16 protein-coding genes are annotated in these 18236 nt (G+C 38.0%); 15 read left to right on the plus strand and 1 reads right to left on the minus strand.

Annotation, left to right across the window (positions count from 1 at the left end; genetic code table 11):
* The first annotated feature begins 17 nt into the window (after positions 1 to 17).
* From MM214_RS03920 to MM214_RS03985, 14 genes are all read left to right on the plus strand, one after another.
* Entirely contained in the window at positions 18 to 1283 is a 1266-nt protein-coding gene (locus tag MM214_RS03920) for a DUF4998 domain-containing protein (protein ID WP_241292229.1), read from the plus strand.
* A 120-nt stretch (positions 1284 to 1403) separates the two neighbouring features.
* A complete protein-coding gene (locus MM214_RS03925; protein WP_241292232.1) occupies positions 1404 to 2297 on the plus strand; it encodes a glycoside hydrolase family 16 protein in 894 nt (297 codons plus the stop codon).
* Between the two features lie 7 nt (positions 2298 to 2304).
* Complete coding sequence (locus tag MM214_RS03930) at positions 2305 to 3522, plus strand: DUF2264 domain-containing protein (protein ID WP_241292234.1); 1218 nt, start codon at positions 2305 to 2307, stop codon at positions 3520 to 3522.
* Positions 3523 to 3586: 64 nt separating this feature from the next.
* Entirely contained in the window at positions 3587 to 4855 is a 1269-nt protein-coding gene (locus MM214_RS03935) for a BNR repeat-containing protein (protein WP_241292236.1), read from the plus strand.
* Positions 4856 to 4864: 9 nt separating this feature from the next.
* Positions 4865 to 6064 (plus strand): glycoside hydrolase family 88 protein, encoded by a 1200-nt coding sequence (locus MM214_RS03940; protein WP_241292238.1) that lies wholly within the window; start codon positions 4865 to 4867, stop codon positions 6062 to 6064.
* Positions 6065 to 6069: 5 nt separating this feature from the next.
* Positions 6070 to 7971, plus strand: a complete 1902-nt coding sequence (locus MM214_RS03945) for a family 43 glycosylhydrolase (RefSeq protein ID WP_241292240.1) — start codon at positions 6070 to 6072, stop codon at positions 7969 to 7971.
* 140 nt (positions 7972 to 8111) lie between these two features.
* On the plus strand, positions 8112 to 8369 hold the full coding sequence (locus MM214_RS03950) for a hypothetical protein (protein WP_241292242.1): 258 nt from the start codon (positions 8112 to 8114) through the stop codon (positions 8367 to 8369).
* 165 nt (positions 8370 to 8534) lie between these two features.
* The gene (locus tag MM214_RS03955) at positions 8535 to 11648 is read left to right on the plus strand and encodes a glycoside hydrolase family 2 TIM barrel-domain containing protein (protein WP_241292244.1); all 3114 of its coding nucleotides are present in this window, start codon (positions 8535 to 8537) and stop codon (positions 11646 to 11648) included.
* Between the two features lie 498 nt (positions 11649 to 12146).
* Positions 12147 to 13166: a UDP-glucose--hexose-1-phosphate uridylyltransferase gene (locus tag MM214_RS03960; RefSeq protein ID WP_241292246.1), complete on the plus strand. Its 1020-nt coding sequence runs from the start codon at positions 12147 to 12149 to the stop codon at positions 13164 to 13166.
* A gap of 315 nt (positions 13167 to 13481) precedes the next feature.
* Entirely contained in the window at positions 13482 to 14054 is a 573-nt protein-coding gene (locus MM214_RS03965) for an RNA polymerase sigma factor (protein ID WP_241292249.1), read from the plus strand.
* Positions 14051 to 14236, plus strand: coding sequence for a hypothetical protein (locus MM214_RS03970; RefSeq protein ID WP_241292252.1), 186 nt, complete (start codon positions 14051 to 14053; stop codon positions 14234 to 14236). Before MM214_RS03965 ends, MM214_RS03970 begins: the two co-directional genes overlap by 4 nt.
* A 1-nt stretch (position 14237) precedes the next feature.
* Entirely contained in the window at positions 14238 to 15062 is an 825-nt protein-coding gene (locus tag MM214_RS03975) for a mechanosensitive ion channel family protein (RefSeq protein WP_241292255.1), read from the plus strand.
* A gap of 192 nt (positions 15063 to 15254) precedes the next feature.
* Positions 15255 to 15674, plus strand: coding sequence for a hypothetical protein (locus tag MM214_RS03980; protein ID WP_241292258.1), 420 nt, complete (start codon positions 15255 to 15257; stop codon positions 15672 to 15674).
* Positions 15675 to 15751: 77 nt separating this feature from the next.
* Positions 15752 to 16042 (plus strand): hypothetical protein, encoded by a 291-nt coding sequence (locus tag MM214_RS03985; protein ID WP_241292261.1) that lies wholly within the window; start codon positions 15752 to 15754, stop codon positions 16040 to 16042.
* A 350-nt stretch (positions 16043 to 16392) separates the two neighbouring features.
* Here the strand turns inward: MM214_RS03985 and MM214_RS03990 are convergent, their stop codons facing one another.
* Positions 16393 to 16998, minus strand: coding sequence for a hypothetical protein (locus tag MM214_RS03990; protein WP_241292264.1), 606 nt, complete (start codon positions 16996 to 16998; stop codon positions 16393 to 16395).
* A gap of 280 nt (positions 16999 to 17278) precedes the next feature.
* On the opposite strand from MM214_RS03990, the gene MM214_RS03995 reads away from it, so the two are divergent.
* Complete coding sequence (locus MM214_RS03995; RefSeq protein WP_241292267.1) at positions 17279 to 18073, plus strand: glycoside hydrolase family 16 protein; 795 nt, start codon at positions 17279 to 17281, stop codon at positions 18071 to 18073.
* Positions 18074 to 18236 lie beyond the last annotated feature (163 nt).

Here is an 18236-nt window from a genome sequence, read left to right on the forward strand (position 1 = left end):
ATTAAACATTAGAAAAAATGAAAAAGCATTTTAATATATATGTGTTGTTGTGCGGGCTACTAACCTTCACATGGATGTCTTGCTCTGAAATGGACTCGTATTTGAGGTTTGTTGAAGATGGGGAGAAGCTTTATACTGGAAAAGTAGATTCTTTGCAGGCTTTTGGCGGAAAAAATAGAATTCTGATCAAAGGGTTATTTATGTCAGACCCAAAGGTTACAGATTGCGTGATATCTTGGAATGCAGGTCAAAATTACATACAAATACCTGTCAATAGAACACAAGGAGTGGATACATTAAGCTATTTAATAGAGGGGCTTGAAGAAAATAACTATAATTTCGAGGTGATTACTTTGGACAAAGATGGTAATAAATCCATCAGTTCATTTATTTCTGGAACTGTGTATGGTGATAGATATAAAGAATCTTTAAATAATCGACCGATCAATATTGCAGAACTATACGCCGGAGATCTCAATACAACGATCGAATTTGGTCGAGTAGACTTGACCAGTGGGATATATGGAATAGAGTTGAAATATATGGATACTGATGGTGTTATCAATGAAGAGTTTCTCTCTATTGATGATCAGGATTTGGTCTTACCCAATTACATGATAGGAGAGCCTTTTGAATATCGTTCTATTTTCATACCAGAACCAAATGCTATTGATACCTTTTATACTGAGTTTTCAGCTGTTGTACCTAGTATAGTTTATTTGAAAAATTTCCGAGTTCCTTTTCGACAAGTTCAAAGACAGGGTAGATGGGGAATACTTGAAAGCTGGATAACCAATGATGCAGTGAGAATTCATGCAGGCGGAAATGGTGGCTGGGACGAATGGAACTCAAATATCTTCAATGTGGAATCTGGTTGGGGAGCACCTGCTGTAACCAATGGCAAAATTTATCAAGTAGTTAACCTTTCCCCTGGCACTTACACTTTCAAAGCTAATCCTCGTACAGTTGAAAATGGCACTGTTCCAGATACTTCTATGGAAGGTAGAGGAGATCAATCTTATTTGGTAGTAGGTGAAGGAGATACATTACCAGATGTAGTTGATATTGAGACTTCGCCAGCTACATTAGGATACCTCAGGGTATTGCGAAGTATTCATCCAAGTAATTTTGAAGTCGAGTTTACCATTACTGAAAGTAAACAAGTGGCCATTGGATTTGCAACCACTCAAGCTGGAGGTCAAGTAGGAAGCCAATTCCCAGGTTCGGCAAATGGTAGGCATTTCAACATCATTTCGTTTGATTTTTTCAGACATAATGATTAACAATCACATAATAATTTATCGAAACTAATAATTGGGTTAATAGCAAAGTTGCAATTACCAGATTCATCTGGTAATTGCATTTTCTCAATAACCTTCGATCAATAATTCCCAATTAAAATAATGTCATTTCGTTTATCTAAAAATTTCAAAAACTACTATGCTTTGGTAGGAGTTTGGGTGATAATTTCATCAAATTTCCCCTTACTTTATGCGCAAAGTTTGACACCCAGTATTTTGAATCTCAACGGGGACTTTGAACTAATTTGGTCAGATGAATTTGACTCAGGAGAAGCTCCAAATTCAAATTTTTGGTCTTTCGAGCAGGGATTTGTAAGAAACAACGAACTTCAATATTACCAAAAAGAAAATGCCTTTGTCAAAAATGGATTATTGATCATCGAAGGAAGAAGAGAGCGTGTTGTCAATAGCAATTTCGAATCTAATAGTAAAGATTGGAGGAAAAATCAAAGTGAAGCGGCTTACTCATCTTCAAGCATAAATACTAAAGGTAAAATGGAGTTTCAGTATGGCATCCTAGAAGTCAGGGCTAAAATCGATACATCCCTAGGTATGTGGCCAGCCATATGGACGCTAGGAGTAGAGAAACAATGGCCAGCAAATGGTGAAATCGATATCCTGGAATTCTACAGGCGAAATGGTCAAGCTTATATTTTGGCCAATGCAGCATGGAAAGGTGAACAGCAATCGGTGATGTGGGACGAATCAAAAATTGAAATTGAAACTTTCATTAATGAGGATGAGCATTGGCCTTCAAAATTTCATACTTGGACAATGGATTGGGATGAAAAAAGAATATTATTGTACTTGGACGGACTGCTATTAAACCAAATCGATTTGTCAAAGACGATAAATCCTGAAGGATTCAACCCATTTCATCAACCACATTATCTACTATTGAATTTAGCGATAGGCTCCAATGGTGGTAACCCCAAAGACACAGTTTTTCCAAAGCAATATATCGTAGACTATGTCAGGGTTTTTCAAAAAAAATAATACCTCAATGTACATTACTAAATATCACAATGTTTCTATTATAGTGCTGTGTTTGGTATTTCTCCAAACTTCACTAGCCCAAACCACCACCGAAAGATCCTTATTTATAGATCAATTGACTAAAATAGCTGATCCTGTCTTGGTGAATTTGAGCCAAGATAGGTTGAAAGCTACCATGCCCATAGAGGTTGCGCCAAATGCTTATGGAGATAGGGATAAGGTGACTTATTTGGAGGCATTTGGAAGACTGGTAGCTGGTATGGCTCCTTGGCTGGAATTGGGACCAGATGAAACTATTGAAGGGAAGCTAAGAGAGAAGTATATATTGATGATTCATCAATCGCTGAAACATGCTACTGACCCTAAGGCCAAGGACTTTATGAACTTTACAGATCACGGTCAGCCTCTGGTTGATGCGGCTTTTTTGGCTCAGGGTTTATTGAGAGCACCTTCTCAGCTCTGGGAAAGACTAGATGAGGTCACCAAGCGTCAGACGATTGATGCGCTTCGCGCTACCCGTAAGATCAGTCCATATTACAGCAACTGGCTATTGTTTACAGGTATGATAGAAGCAGCTCTGCTGAAGTTTGATGGAGATGGAGATATGGTTAGGATAGCCTATGCCCTGAATAAGCACAAAGAGTGGTACTTAGGTGATGGTATATATGGAGATGGCCCTGATTTTCATTTTGACTATTACAATAGCTTTGTGATTCAACCTATGCTCTTAGACATCAGCAAGACGCTGTTAGAGACTGGGAAGGGGAACAAGTCAGACTATGATCTTTTTCTAAAAAGAGCCCAAAGATATGCAGCTATCCAAGAGAGACTGATTTCTCCTGAGGGGACTTACCCTGTGATAGGAAGATCTATGGCGTACAGGTTTGGTGCTTTTCAAGCACTCTCTCAAGTGGCACTTTGGGAAAAATTGCCTGAAGGAGTATCACCAGCACAGGTTCGAGGAGCAATATTGGCCATAGTAAATAAGCATTTTCAATCCGAAACCATGTTTGATCCAAACGGCTGGTTGAAGTTAGGCTTCAATGGCGCCCAGCCAGAGATTGCCGAACCATACATTTCTACTGGTAGCTTGTATTTATGCGCTCAAGTATTTTTGGTACTTGGGTTGCCAGAGCAGTCAAGCTTCTGGGCTGATCCTGCGGAGCCTTGGACACAACAAAAAATATGGGGAGGTCAAAAGGTGAAAATTGATAAAGCTATTTAAGATGAAATGTATCAACGCATTTGTTTGCCTCATCTTCTGGATTTCCTTTCAATGTGTCAATTGCATGGCTCAAGATTACCAAAATGATCAGATCAAAATCTCTACAATAGGAGAAGGATGGGCAGGGAACTCCATCAATACGGTAATCTTCAGAAGGAACGCCCTAGATAGTAAAGATGGGTTGCAATTCGCTGCTTATTATGATCCTGATGGGAAGGTTGTACTTGCTAAAAGAAAACTTGATGAAGAAGTTTGGCAAACGGAAACCACAGCATTTACTGGAAATGTCAAAGATGCTCATAATGCTATTAGTATTGTATTGGATGGAGACGGGTTCCTACACATGTCTTGGGATCATCATGATAATCAACTTCACTATGCAAAGAGTGTTGAGCCTTACAGCTTAATAATGGGAGATATGGAATCATTGACTGGTAGTGAGGAAAGCCATGTCACTTACCCGGAGTTTTACCGACTTCCTGATGGAGACTTGATCATGATGTATCGATCAGGCGGATCTGGAAGAGGCAATCTAGTTATCAATCATTATGATTTGTATGCTCAATCGTGGAGACAAATACATAGAAACTTGATAGATGGAGAAGGTGAAAGAAGTGCATATTGGCAAGCTTGTATAGATGATGAAGGATTTATTCACCTCAGTTGGGTCTGGAGAGAATCTTGGGATGTAGAGACCAATCACGACATGGCCTATGCCATTTCGAAAGATAAAGGACATACTTGGGAAAACCATTTGGGTGAAAAATATGCCTTACCTATCAAGCAAAACACAGCAACTTATGCTTGGAGGATTCCACAAAACAGTAACTTGATCAATCAAACAGCTATTACAACCGATAAAAAGGGTAACCCCTATATAGCAACATACTGGACGGATAGCGCTGAAAATCAGGTGACACAGCTTCAGGTGATCTATCAAAAGGGAAAGGCATGGAAGAAAGTGAGCCCTAACCATAGGAGTCAATTTTTTGACCTGGCAGGAGGTGGCACCAAAAGAATTCCTATCTCCCGTCCACAGCTTCTAGTGGACCATAAAGGAGTAATGTACTTGATCTATCGAGATGAAGAGTTTGGAGGAAAGGTCTTACTAGTCCATGGAAAATCAAAAAGATGGAAAATGACAGCGCTCAGTTCAGAGGACGTTGGTCAATGGGAGCCAACGCTAGACATTTCCAGATGGAAAGATGAAAAGGAACTTCATCTTTTTGTACAAAAAGTCACTCAGATTGATGGTGAAGGCCTTGCTGACCATAAATCTTCTCCTGTAACCGTACTACAGATAAAACATTTAAATCAAATCAAATCAAACTAACTTACCAAAATGAAAAGGCTTTTGACATACCTAGTGATCGGAACGGGTATTTATTTTGCAGCTTGTACAGCACAAAGTAAAACAGAGGTTCAAGATGACGGATTAGCGACATTAGAAACAGTAATTCAGCAGGCTTCGGATCAATACAAATATTTGAAAGACAGACTTCCAGACCAGAGGTTTCCAAAAACTTACCATGCAAATAGCGATAAGTTAGAAACATCGGGCTCTGGCTGGTGGTGTAGTGGGTTCTATCCTGGATCTCTTCTGTACATGTATGAGCAGAATCAAGACAAAGAGTTGTTGGAAGAGGCGGAGAGGATCTTGTCTATTTTGGAAAAGGAAAAGCACAATACGACAACGCATGATCTTGGATTTATGATGTTTTGCAGCTTTGGAAATGCCCTTGAAATTGCTCCAAAGGAAGCGTATAAAGCTATTTTGATTCAAAGTGCAGAGTCCTTGAGTTCAAGATTTGATGAAAATGTTGGATTGATCAAGTCTTGGGATTCCAAAGAAGGAGATTACCTCGTGATCATCGATAATATGATGAATCTAGAGCTTTTGTTTTGGGCTTCTGAGGAGACTGGTGACCCAAAGTACAAAGAGATTGCTATCACACATGCAGACAACACGATTAAGCATCATTTTAGAGAAGATAATAGCAGCTATCATGTCGTGAATTATAATCCAACAACAGGAGAAGTTACCAAAAAGCACACAGCACAGGGATATTCTGACGATTCAGCATGGGCTAGAGGTCAAGCATGGGGTCTATATGGATATACGGTAATGTACAGGTTTACCAAAGATCAAAAATACCTAGATCAAGCTGTCAAAATTGCCAATTTCATGTTAGATCATCCGAATTTGCCTGCTGATAAAATTCCATATTGGGATTTTGATGCACCTAATATCCCCGATGCCTTAAGGGATTCTTCTGCTGGAGCTATTGCAGCGGCAGCATTACTCGAGCTGACTACATATGTAGACCAACCTGATTCTAAGAGGTATTTTGATGATGCAGAAAAGATGATATTCTCTTTGGCATCCGCTCCTTACTTAGCAGAACCAAATTCCAATGGTGGATTCATACTAAAACATGGAGTAGGCCACATCCCAGAAAATACAGAAGTAGATACACCACTTACTTATGGAGACTACTATTTCTTAGAAGCTATCAAGCGTTACAAAAACCAACTTAACTAATACTAATGAAAATTCTCAAACCTATTCTATCTCTCTATTTTCTTGCATTTGCAGTATTATTCAATTCGTGCGCTGAAAAAATTCAACCCGAAGCGTACCTTTTTGCCTATTTTATTGGAAATGGTCCAGGTCAAGAAGCAGTACACTATGCGATCAGTGATGATGGATTTACCTATCGAGCCTTGAACAACTACTTGCCAGTAATAGACAATGATGTAATCAGTAAACAAGGTGGAGTAAGAGATCCACACATTTTAAGATCAGATGATGGCAAATCATTCTACATGGTATTGACAGACCTCTATGTTCCAAATGACGGCTGGACTAATGAAAGCATGATCCTTCTCAAGTCCGATGACTTGGTAAATTGGACGCATAGCAATATTCATATCCCAACTGTTTTCCCTGAGAACTTCAAGGATGTAAGAAGGGTATGGGCACCACAAACTATTTATGATGCCAAAGCCGGCAAGTATATGGTTTACTGGTCCATGCAGTTTGATGGAGAAGCAGATATCATCTATTATGCCTATGCCAACAAGGATTTTACGGCTTTGGAATCAGAGCCGAAGCAGCTTTTCTATCATCCAGAAGGAAAATCTTGTATAGATGGTGATATCATCTTTCATGAAGGGAAGTATCACTTGTTCTTCAAGACAGAAGGACACGGAAATGGACTCAAGAAGGCTGTATCTGACAAGCTTACAGAGGGATATGAAATGAAAGATGAATACCTTCAGCAGACCAAGGAGGCAGTTGAAGGGTCTGGGATTTTCAAGTTGAATGATTCTGAAAAGTATATTCTCATGTATGATGTGTATATGAAAGGCTCATATCAGTTTACTGAAAGTACAGATTTAGAAAGTTTCACAGTGATTGATGAACAGATTAGCATGGATTTTCATCCACGACATGGCTCAGTGCTACCGATCACACTTGAAGAAAAGGAAAGGCTTTTGGCTAAGTATGGATATGCAGATGAAGCTGCAAATGGAAATCCTGTTTTGAAAGGGTACTATGCTGATCCAGAGATTATCTATTCTGAAAAAGAGCAAAAATACTTTCTATACCCAACCAGTGACGGATATGATGGCTGGTCTGGGACTTATTTCAAGACTTTTTCTTCAGAAAACCTTCGAGATTGGAAAGAAGAAGCTGTGATTCTTGATTTGAAGAAGGACGTTTCGTGGAGTGATATGCATGCATGGGCTCCTACCATGCTAGAAGTCAAGCGTGGGGATGATTATGAATATTTCTACTACTTCACCGCTAGTCAGAAAATTGGTGTGGCTACATCAAACAGTCCTTCTGGACCTTTTTTGGATATGGGTAAGCCACTTGTAGATTCAAAGCCAGAAGGCGTAAGAGGTGGGCAGGAGATAGATCCAGACATTTTCGAAGATCCTCAATCTGGAAAAACTTTCCTTTATTGGGGGAATGGATACTTAGCCGCAGTTCCTTTGAATGATGACTTAATGAGTTATGACAAAAAGCAAGTTAAAGTAATGACTCCTGATGAATCATTCAGAGAGGGAGTGGAGGTTTTTTTCAGAAAGGGTAAGTACTACTTCCTATGGTCTGAGGATGATACAAGGTCAGAAAATTATCGTGTGAGGTATGCGATATCTGATAGTCCACTAGGTCCATTGGAAATCCCAGAAAACAACTTGATTCTAAAAAAGAACCCAAAATTGGGGATTTATGGTACTGGGCACAATTCCGTGATCAATGTACATGGAACTGACGATTGGATGATAGTCTACCACAGATTCAACAGACCAAAAGGGATCAATATGGGTGGTGCAGCTGGATTCCATAGAGAGGTTTGCATAGACAAAATGGAGTTTGATGAAGCTGGATACATCAAAGTGATTGAACCTACTCTTGAGGGGGTGGTTTTAGAATAGTCTGAGTATGAGAACCAAGTATCCCTGTGGTGTTTAGAATCAAATCACAGGGAGCTTTTATCCCTCTGAATGGATTTTAGGAAGTTTTAAATGCCCGACATGATTAAGTTATTCATAACCATATTTCAAAATTATGTGAGATGAAAAATACCCAAAAATTAGCTGTAATTTGTATTTTACTTTTTATGTCCATTAATAAAGGATTTGCTCAAGACCTGAAAAAGGAATTTTACCCAGGCCAATCGTGGACGGATACCAATGGAAACGTTATCAATGCTCATGGAGGTGGTATTCTTTATGAGAATGAAACGTACTACTGGTTTGGTGAAAGTAGAGCGGAGAGAGCTTCTCTTGGTGTAGCTGTCTATTCTTCAAAGGATTTGTCAATTTTCGATTGAAACCTAACCCTATTTAATGTAATAGAACTATTTGACCACCTTTATTGACCAATTTGTCACCTCTGCTTGAAGTGGTGCTTTGTAATTTAGTGGTTAGAATATCACTCCTTTCATGATATATATGAGAAGGCAGTGTCAGTATGTAGTCATAAACCTAAAATAAACATGAAACACGTATTCGCAATGTCACTTTTGCTGATCTGCAATTTGGTATTTGCCCAAAATCAAAATAATGAATGGGAAGATCCTACTATCTTAGATAGAGGAAAAGAAGCTGGTAGGGCGTTTTTCATTCAGTATGATTCAGAACAGAAGGCATTAAAAAATGATTTGGCTTTCAACTCTTACTATAAGAGCTTGAATGGTCAGTGGAAATTCAACCTGGTGAGAACCCCAGATCAAAGGCCACAACAATTTCACGAAGTCAATTTCAATGATAAAGATTGGGATTTGATTTCAGTGCCTTCCAATTGGGAAATGGAGGGCCATGATATTCCGATCTACACCAATGTATCTTACCCGTTTCCTGCTCGACCTCCTTTTGTAGATAATAACTACAATCCTGTGGGAAGTTATCGAAGAACTTTTGACCTACCTGCTGGCTGGGATGATAAGCGCATTGTCTTGCACTTCGGTTCGATTTCAGGTTATGCAAGGGTATTTTTGAATGGTAAAGAGGTGGGGATGACTAAGGCATCCAAAACACCCGCTGAGTTTGATGTCACAGAACACTTAAATAGGTCAGGCAATGTTTTGGCAGTGCAAGTATTCAGATGGCATGATGGCAGCTACTTGGAGGATCAAGATTTTTGGAGGTTGAGTGGATTGGAGCGAGATGTTTTTCTCCAAGCCACTCCAAAACTTTCCATTGCTGATTTTACAATACAAGCTGGATTGGACTCAAATTACAAAACAGGTCAACTTAATGCCAATATAGAGCTTAAAAGCGCAGCTGGAAATGAAGTTAAGACTGCAAGTGTATCATTTATCTTGTTAGACGCAAATGGGAAAGAGGTTTTCTCTCAAAAGAAAAATGTTTCAAATTTTGACAACAGTGTAAAGTTTGAAAGCAAAATTAACAATGTTCAAAAATGGTCTGCTGAATCACCTTATTTATACACATACCTCATCAAGTTGGAGGATAATCAAGGTAAATTGCTCACAGCAGTGAGTAAAAGAACAGGATTTAGAACTATAGAAATCAAGAATGCGCAGCTAATGGTCAATGGCATGCCTGTATTGGTCAAAGGGGTCAATAGACATGAGCACCATGAGACAAAAGGTCACGTTCCTGATCGAGATATCATGATCAAGGATATTCAATTGATGAAGCAGTTCAATATGAATGCAGTGAGAATGAGTCACTACCCTCATGACCCAGCTTGGTATGAGCTATGTGATGAGTATGGGCTATATGTGGTGGATGAAGCTAATATTGAGACGCATGGTATGGGAGCAGAGCTGCAAGGCTGGTTCAATAAAGATAGACATCCAGCATACAGAGAGGAGTGGAAAGCAGCGCACATGGACAGGGTACAGCGAATGTTTGCTAGAGATAAAAATAGTACCTCTGTGATCATTTGGTCCATGGGTAATGAATCTGGTAATGGTCCTGTGTTTTATGATGCTTATGATTGGCTGAAAGCCAACGACAAAACCAGACCTGTGCAGTTCGAACAGGCTGGTGAAAATAGTAATACAGACATAGTTGCTCCTATGTATCCTTCCATAGAGTATATGCAGCGATATGCAGATGACAAGACCCAGAAGAGACCTTTTATCATGTGTGAGTATGCGCATGCTATGGGTAATAGTGTGGGGAATTTCCAGAAATATTGGGACATTATCTTGGGAAGCAAGCATATGCAAGGTGGCTTTATCTGGGATTGGGTAGACCAAGGACTCTTGACTTATGATGAAAATGGTAGACCATACTGGGCCTATGGAGGTGATTTGGGTGGTTTTCATTTTCAGAATGATGAAAATTTCAATGCCAATGGTCTGGTGTCAGCTGATAGAACCCCACACCCCTCACTTTATGAAGTGAAAAAAGTATATCAAAATATACATTTTAAGCTTAACACTGATGGAACCATTCAGGTAAAAAACTATTTTGATTTCACAGATTTGAATCAGTTTGCATTCTCATGGGAATTGTTCAAGAATGGTGAGTCAATCCAATCAGATGATTTTGAGGTACAACTAGCGCCACATGGCGAAAAGAAAGTAAGTGTCAAGCTTCCTAAAATGGGAGATGATGCAGAATACCTTTTGAATGTATATGCTAAAGTAAAAAAGGCAACAGCGGTACTGCCTGCTGGTCATGAAATTGCTTCTGAACAATTTAGCGTTGGCCAAAAGACTTTCTTTGAAATCGAAAGGTCTCTTTCAAAAAGTCTTAGCCATGAAGAAAAAGAAGGCATTCTTCATTTTCAAACAGGAGAGATCATTGGGGAATTTGATCTCAAAAGAGGTGGTTTTAGAAAGTACACACTCAAAGAAGGAGAGCCAGGTATCATAAGAAGTTTTCCAGAACCGTACTTTTGGAGAGCTCCTACTGACAATGACTTTGGAAATCATATGCCTAGCAGACTTGGCGTGTGGAAAACAGCCCATTTGGGGAAAAAACACCTGGGTTCAAAAGTTGATAGCAATCACCCCGCAGGTGTCTTGATTTCTTCCACTTATCAATTGACCAATATCATGGTAGATTATCAAGTGGACTACTTGATTCAACATGATGGCCAAGTGCGTGTGACGGCGAGTATGGATTTTTCTGATAGAGAGCTTCCAGAGTTGGTTCGTTTCGGTATGAGAATGGAACTACCAGGTCACTTGGATAACCTAGAATACTACGGAAGAGGTCCTTGGGAAAACTATGAGGACAGAAAGTCGGGATCACATATTGGGATCTATAAGGATAAAGTTGCCAATCAATACAATATGAACTATATCAGACCACAAGAGTCTGGTAACAAGACTGATGTCAGATGGCTAACACTCACCAATCGTGATGGCAAAGGTTTGAAAGTAACAGGAGTTCAAGAAATCGCATTTTCAGCATTGAATCTTTCAGTCGAGGATTTAGACCCAGGGTTTACCAAGAAGCAACAGCATCCCACTGATTTGAAACCTAAGCATCAGGTTTTTCTTCACATAGATTGGAAGCAGCGTGGCCTAGGAGGTGACGATAGCTGGGGAAGGTATCCACATAGAGAATATTTATTGCTTGACAAAAAATATAGTTACAGCTATGTGATTTCATTGGTGAATGATTGATAGGTCATGATTCATTGTCTTTTAGGTTTGATTTGAATTTCTTCCAAAAATGGGTTGAGTGTAAATTCTATTTACGCCTTGGAATTCTCAAGAGATCTATCCTAATCGGTATGGAATCATGAAAGTAGTGTTTGCTTTGATTGTAACTTCAAAGACAATCAGTCTAACTCAAAACCTTTGAGGTGCTGATTTTATCTCTCAATACACATTCATTTTGCCTCAAACTTTCAAAAAGATAAAATTTGCACTCCAAGTCCTATTTTTTGACGGATTTGGAGTGCTGATTTGGATGATTTATAAAGATATTTCAGCCTCGTATTTCTTGATTAGCTGCTCATGTTTTGGAAAAGCTGAAACCTATTGATGTGAATTCAGATTTCGAAAAATAGGCAGCAACAACGCAATAGAGTTTGGATACTTAGCAAAACTCAATAAGGAAATACAATTGTATAAGAAACCCGCACAAAATATTAGATAATTACGAACCTATTAGACCCTATGAAGTTTTCATTTGAAGAGCACAGCCACCGAAGATTCAATCCATTTACAGACTCCTATGTTCAGGTCTCCCCACATCGCTCCAAAAGGCCATGGCAAGGACAGCAAGAGAGGGTGGCAAAATCAGAGGCGATAGCCTATGACCCTGAATGCTTCCTATGTCCCGGTAACACTAGGGTAGGAGGAGAGGTAAACCCAGACTATAAAAATACCTTTGTTTTCACCAATGACTTTGGGGCATTGACACAAGATATTCCGAGTGGGGAATATGAAGATGGTGATTTTTTCAAAGCAAAAAGTGAAAGAGGGATTTGCAAAGTGATTTGTTTTTCTCCGGATCATTCCAAAACCATACCTCAACTGTCCCAAGAGGAAGTGTTTGAAGTGGTCAAAACATGGAAGAGGGAATATTTGGAGCTTTCCCAGCTTGATTTTATCAATTATGTCCAAATTTTCGAAAACAAAGGAGAAGTGATGGGATGTTCAAATCCTCACCCTCATGGTCAGATTTGGGCGCAAGAAAGTATTCCTGATGAGCCTTTGAAGAAGCAGCTGAACTTTACTTCCTTTTTTCTCAATAAAGGGGAAAACATGGTGACAGCGTATGTGAAAGCAGAGCTCAATAAATCAGAAAGAGTAGTTTATCAAAATGAACATTTTGTTGTCTTAGTTCCATTTTGGGCGGTTTGGCCCTTTGAAACCATGATAGCTCCTAAGACGGCTATATCAAGTTTAGCCAAGATGTCGGATGAAGAGATGGCCTCTTTGGCAGATGCCTACAGGGTATTGACCATAAAGTATGATAGCTTATTTGAGGTGTCTTTTCCTTATTCGGCGGGGATACATCAAGCGCCTACAGATGGGCAAGATCATCCCGAATGGGGCTTGCATATGGTATTTTATCCTCCATTGTTGAGGTCTGCCACTGTCAAAAAGTTTATGGTGGGCTATGAAATGTTAGCCAATCCGCAAAGAGATCTCACTGCTGAGAAGGCAGCTGGTATTCTAAGGGATCTTTAGCATTTCATCCAAATTCTCGCCTGATTCAAGGCCTGGGTATAGATAGCGCAATAATCTATACCCTAAAAAGGATTGCGGGATGTTATTGTGAAATGAATTTGTTTATAAATTTTGTTTTAACTTGCCAAACTTATGGCCAAATTATCTCTTTTTAAATGCATGATTACATAGTAGAGAGATGAGGTGGGTAAGAAAATACATGACTTGTTTTTAGAAAAGGCGACAGGATTAGGGAAATAAGTTGCTTAATTAATTTCTAAATAAATATTACACAGGTAGGGTGACTTTTGTCGTTACGCTGTGTCTCAAAGACTCATGTTAGATAGGGAAAAGTTGAAATTAATGACGGACGAAGCCATAGTCTCGGAGATGGCAAAATCAAAGGATATCCGTTGTTTTGAGGAACTGTACAACCGATACGAAAAATTGGTTTTTAACAAGTGCCTGAGTTTTACCAAATCAAAAACCGTAGCACAAGATATCACCCACGACATTTTTTTAAAGTTATATGTAAGTATAGGTAAATTTCAAGGTAAATCTAAGTTTTCCACTTGGCTTTACAGCTTGACTTATAATCATTGCGTTAATTATGTAAATAGAGATAGAGATGCTAGAATGATGCGTCATGCAGTGGACACAGACGAATTACTTAATCTCCAGAGCCCAGAGGATGAATTTGAGATTCAGAATATGGAAGTAGAGCGGCTGAAGTCTGCATTGGAAAAAATTGACCCTGAAGAAAAAATGCTACTTCTACTCAAATACCAAGATGACGCAAGTATAGGAGATTTAGAAGCATTGTATGAAATCGGTACCAGCGCGGTAAAAATGCGACTGAGTAGAGCAAAGAGTAAGCTGTTGAAAGTCTATAAATCCATAGAAATATGAGTGATAGAAACCCCTTTAAATTATTAGATCAAAAGTTAGAAGAAACTCCACCTGAACTTAAAGAAAAAGTTATGGCAGACGTTTCCAAAGCTAAATTGATTTTAGAAATTGCAAGTCTATTTGGAGATGCATTACCTGTTTCCTTAAATGAGTTGTTTATCAATAAAAATAAAACAAACTGATATGAAAACAATTACTGATTGGGCAGAAGTAACCATGAATACTTTTTTGAAAATGGGAGAACAACTTAGTGCTAATCTAATTAGCTTGTTGGGCGCAGTGGTGATCCTCATTTTGGGATGGCTTTTTACCAAATTGATCACCTTTGTTCTTGCAAAAATTCTTGAAAAATCTAAAGTAGATGAGATTTCAAAGAAGCTCAAGGAGTCCAAGTCATTTGGAGAGGCTTCAATTGAGTTTGATCTATCCAAAGTCATAATCGCATTTGTTAGGTGGATTTTATACTTGGTATTCTTAATTGTAGCAGCAGATATTTTAGGATGGACTGTGATTTCCAATGAAATCACCAATTTAGTTTCCTATTTACCCAAGCTATTTAGTGCTTTAGCCCTTCTGATTATAGGTCTATATATCGCTAATTTTATCAAAAAAGCTATCAGAGGCTTTTTAGAGGCAATAGCATTTGCTGGTGCTTCTATGGTAAGTGGTATAGTTTTTTTTATCATAGCAATTATTTTTACACTTACTGCTCTCAATCAAGCAGGTATAGACATCAGCGTCATCACTGGGAACTTGGTGATCATCGTCTCTGGTGTGGTGCTTACCTTGGTTATAGCATTAGGTGTGGGCTCCATCGAGCTCGTTCAGAAGACTTTATACACTTACTACGTGAGAAGAAATTACATGATTGGTGACATAGTGTCTTATAAGGACAAGAAAGGGAGGCTAGTAGCCATAGGAAACTTGACAGTGGTCATAGCCAATGATCAAGGGGAGTTTCACGTTCCTATCAAGGATTTTGCAAATGAGGTTACTGTAAAGTATTGATTTGTTCAGATAACTTCACTAAAAAACCAAAAAAACACGATCTTAATTTTCAAAATGGTCGTGTTTTCTTTTTTTTAAATTATTGAATAAAAGGTGTTTGCGTCATTTTTTCAAAATGCTTTGTTATTTTTTTTAAAAAATATGTGACCAATTTCAGAGTACTGTGTCATAATAAGCAAACCAACTATTATTATGAAAGCAAATCGAATAATCTTATTTACACTGTTGACAGCAGTGGTTTTCGCATTAGGATCATGTAATAAGAAATATACTTTTCCTAATTCCACTGTGGTGCCAGGTGCAGATGGCCAAGTGAAAGTGAAAAAGCAAAAAGGAGGAGTCTATACATTCGATGTGAATGTAGAAAATTTGGCAAACCCTTCCAGACTTACGCCTCAAAGAGAGTTTTACATTCTTTGGGCAGAAAGCAAAAATGGTGAATATCAAAACTTGGGAACTCTGGATGTTTCCAAAAGAAATAGAGCAAAATTGTCAGGTGCTGTGACTTACGGGCCTCAGCACTTTCTAGTCACAGCTGAAGATGTCAAAAATGCCAATTGGCCAAACCTTGATCAGACGATTTTCAAAAGTGAGAGATTGAAATTGAAGTAATGTGTTAAATATTTTTTGTAAAGGCACAGATTGTTTTGGCTGTGCCTTTTTTTTTATGCCTTGTTAAAATCAGCTTTATGAAATTCTACGATGAAGTTAGCAGTTTTAGAAACTCTACCAGGTCTAAACTCAAATTTATAGATAAAGAGATCAGCCAAACAGAAGCAATGCTTTCTCCATTTTTGGGCCAAGAATTAGAAATTTTTAAGGATTTTCAAAAAGTGAAACAGCTTAGAGAAGAGCTCAACACCCTGTATTTTTCAGTGAATGTTCACAATCCCACTTTTCAATTGAGTGCTGATGAATTTCATCAAAAATCAAATCTTCTCTTAGGAGAAATTTTTGGACTAAAAGGGAAAATAAAATGAAAAATGCATATCCGCAAAGTTGCTTGTCATCAAATCACATAGGGCATTCTAAGAACTAGATTTTAATTGATATTAAAAATTGATCCAAAAGTAATCTTTTGATTACTCTTAAACCTTCTTCTGATATCGATGTAGTTATTCTTGAAACAAAACTTATTTTAGAATTCCTTTTTTACTTGTCCAATATCCTATATAGTTCTGTGATCTGAGTTTTAATTTCTATCAGCTCTCGTTCATATTTTTTTTTGTTGCTTACATTGTTTTTAAATCTTCTGTCTATCTCTGAAATTTTTTTCTTGATTTGAGTTAATGTTTGATTAATCATAATTGTACTGTTAATGAATTGAATTTTATAATTTTTGTGGTTCTTTTGAATCTAAATATTGCCATTCTTTCGAAGTAATATCATTGACTCCCATCCAGTAAGTGTTGAGCCCCACTTTATAGCTTCCAAAATCATATGACTCAAAGTTTAGTATCATTTGCTGGGCAAAATTTTCCTCGAAGGAGGTATTGACCCAATTGGAAAGTCTAGACTCAGGATGACATCCTTTGCTCAACATCTTTAAAATTTTTGTCTTAGAAAGAGGTTTTTTTTCATTGATCAGAAGTTCAATGTTGATAGCGGGATATATTGATCCACTTTTTTCGAAAATAATAGACATCAAATTATGAATGCACAATAATTCTTTTTGATGAATAGAGTTTTCAAATAAATCCTCAGGTTTAGACAGAATTTTGAACTTATAGTAGGATTTCAAGGTTTGTGAAATTCTCTCACCAAAAATCTCATTGATTAAAAGTGTACAAGCGTCTTCTTGTGAATATTTGCTCAATCCTATTTTTAGAAAAATCTTTTTATTTACAGTCGTTGAATGAACGGTAATGTTCATTTTAGCTAAAAGGGAATCCATATGCTCATCTGACAATGACGAGCAAAATGATGTTGTATTCATATCGAGTATTCGTACATGATATTCCATATTTAAAAGTCTATTGATTGTGTTTTCAAGTATTAAATTTTATTGGTCATTTAATATTGAGTTGTTAAAACAAACGAGGGTTATACGTTTATGAGACACAGTATATTAGATTTGGTCACAATTGATAAAAAAAAAAATGGCTAGATTTCTGTAAACTTGTTTTTGATGATTTCAGTATAGCGTATAGCTATTCCTACACTTTAAGACTTAATGAATGAAATATTGGAATTATGCATTTATAATCTTTCTCTCAATGAACCTAGGATGCAATTCTAATAAGAAAGTTTTGACCCGTCGGGATTTGATATGGGCAGAAGAGTTTGACTACGTTGGCTTACCCAAAGCTGAACATTGGGTATTTGAAGAAGGGAAAGTTCGAAACAAAGAGTCTCAATACTACACCAAAGAACGGCAAGAAAATGTATACGTCCGTAAAGGAAAACTCTATATTACGGCTCGAAAGGAGGATTTTCCAAATTCGAAATACGAGAAAGGAAGTAATGATTGGAGAAAAAGTAGCCCTGTATCCGAGTATACTTCTGGTAGTATAAATACCGCTGGACTTTTTGCATGGAAATATGGAAGAATAGAAGTCAGGGCAAAGTTGCCAAGAGGGAAAGGGGTGTGGCCTGCAATTTGGATGCTTGGAGACAACTTTGAAGATGTGGCTTGGCCACATTCAGGTGAAATTGATATCATGGAGCATGTCGGCAAGGACCCGAAAACCATACACGGCACAGTTCATTTTCCTAAAGGCGATGGTGAATTATATGCCTCAGATGGAGGGCAAATAGAAATAGAGAACCTTTCTCGAAAATTCCATATTTACGCCATAGAGTGGAATGAGGAAACTATTTCATTTTTTGTCAATGAACAGATCTATCATGTATTTGAAATTGATCAGGCGGGTATTGGAGAGGATAATCCTTTTCGAAGAAAACATTTCCTTTTGCTCAACTTAGCCTTAGGAGGATCTTGGCCAGGACCTATTGACGATAGTATTTTTCCTCAAAAGTTTGTAATTGATTACGTGAGAGTTTATCAATAATTCTCTCCAAGTTATTTTTTTAGAATGTCGGATGTTATTTATGTACTTAATCAAATTTACCAGTAGCTTACAGAATATATCGAATTAACTTGGCTTCGATTCGCTTCATACGGACTAGTTATCAATTGATATCTGAATGCTGGAAAACCCCAAACATGACTTG

The sequence above is a fragment of the Belliella kenyensis genome (assembly GCF_022549675.1).
Taxonomy (GTDB): Bacteria; Bacteroidota; Bacteroidia; order Cytophagales; family Cyclobacteriaceae; genus Belliella; species Belliella kenyensis.

Coding starts and splice junctions, on each gene's coding strand:
- MM214_RS03960 (WP_241292246.1), top strand. CDS start 12,147: ATGAAGTTTTCATTTGAAGAGCACAGCCACCGAAGATTCAATCCATTT.
- MM214_RS03940 (WP_241292238.1), top strand. CDS start 4,865: ATGAAAAGGCTTTTGACATACCTAGTGATCGGAACGGGTATTTATTTT.
- MM214_RS03970 (WP_241292252.1), top strand. CDS start 14,051: ATGAGTGATAGAAACCCCTTTAAATTATTAGATCAAAAGTTAGAAGAA.
- MM214_RS03980 (WP_241292258.1), top strand. CDS start 15,255: ATGAAAGCAAATCGAATAATCTTATTTACACTGTTGACAGCAGTGGTT.
- MM214_RS03925 (WP_241292232.1), top strand. CDS start 1,404: ATGTCATTTCGTTTATCTAAAAATTTCAAAAACTACTATGCTTTGGTA.
- MM214_RS03985 (WP_241292261.1), top strand. CDS start 15,752: ATGAAATTCTACGATGAAGTTAGCAGTTTTAGAAACTCTACCAGGTCT.
- MM214_RS03930 (WP_241292234.1), top strand. CDS start 2,305: ATGTACATTACTAAATATCACAATGTTTCTATTATAGTGCTGTGTTTG.
- MM214_RS03990 (WP_241292264.1), bottom strand. CDS start 16,998: ATGAATACAACATCATTTTGCTCGTCATTGTCAGATGAGCATATGGAT.
- MM214_RS03945 (WP_241292240.1), top strand. CDS start 6,070: ATGAAAATTCTCAAACCTATTCTATCTCTCTATTTTCTTGCATTTGCA.
- MM214_RS03950 (WP_241292242.1), top strand. CDS start 8,112: ATGAAAAATACCCAAAAATTAGCTGTAATTTGTATTTTACTTTTTATG.
- MM214_RS03920 (WP_241292229.1), top strand. CDS start 18: ATGAAAAAGCATTTTAATATATATGTGTTGTTGTGCGGGCTACTAACC.
- MM214_RS03995 (WP_241292267.1), top strand. CDS start 17,279: ATGAACCTAGGATGCAATTCTAATAAGAAAGTTTTGACCCGTCGGGAT.
- MM214_RS03955 (WP_241292244.1), top strand. CDS start 8,535: ATGAAACACGTATTCGCAATGTCACTTTTGCTGATCTGCAATTTGGTA.
- MM214_RS03965 (WP_241292249.1), top strand. CDS start 13,482: ATGTTAGATAGGGAAAAGTTGAAATTAATGACGGACGAAGCCATAGTC.
- MM214_RS03935 (WP_241292236.1), top strand. CDS start 3,587: ATGGCTCAAGATTACCAAAATGATCAGATCAAAATCTCTACAATAGGA.
- MM214_RS03975 (WP_241292255.1), top strand. CDS start 14,238: ATGAAAACAATTACTGATTGGGCAGAAGTAACCATGAATACTTTTTTG.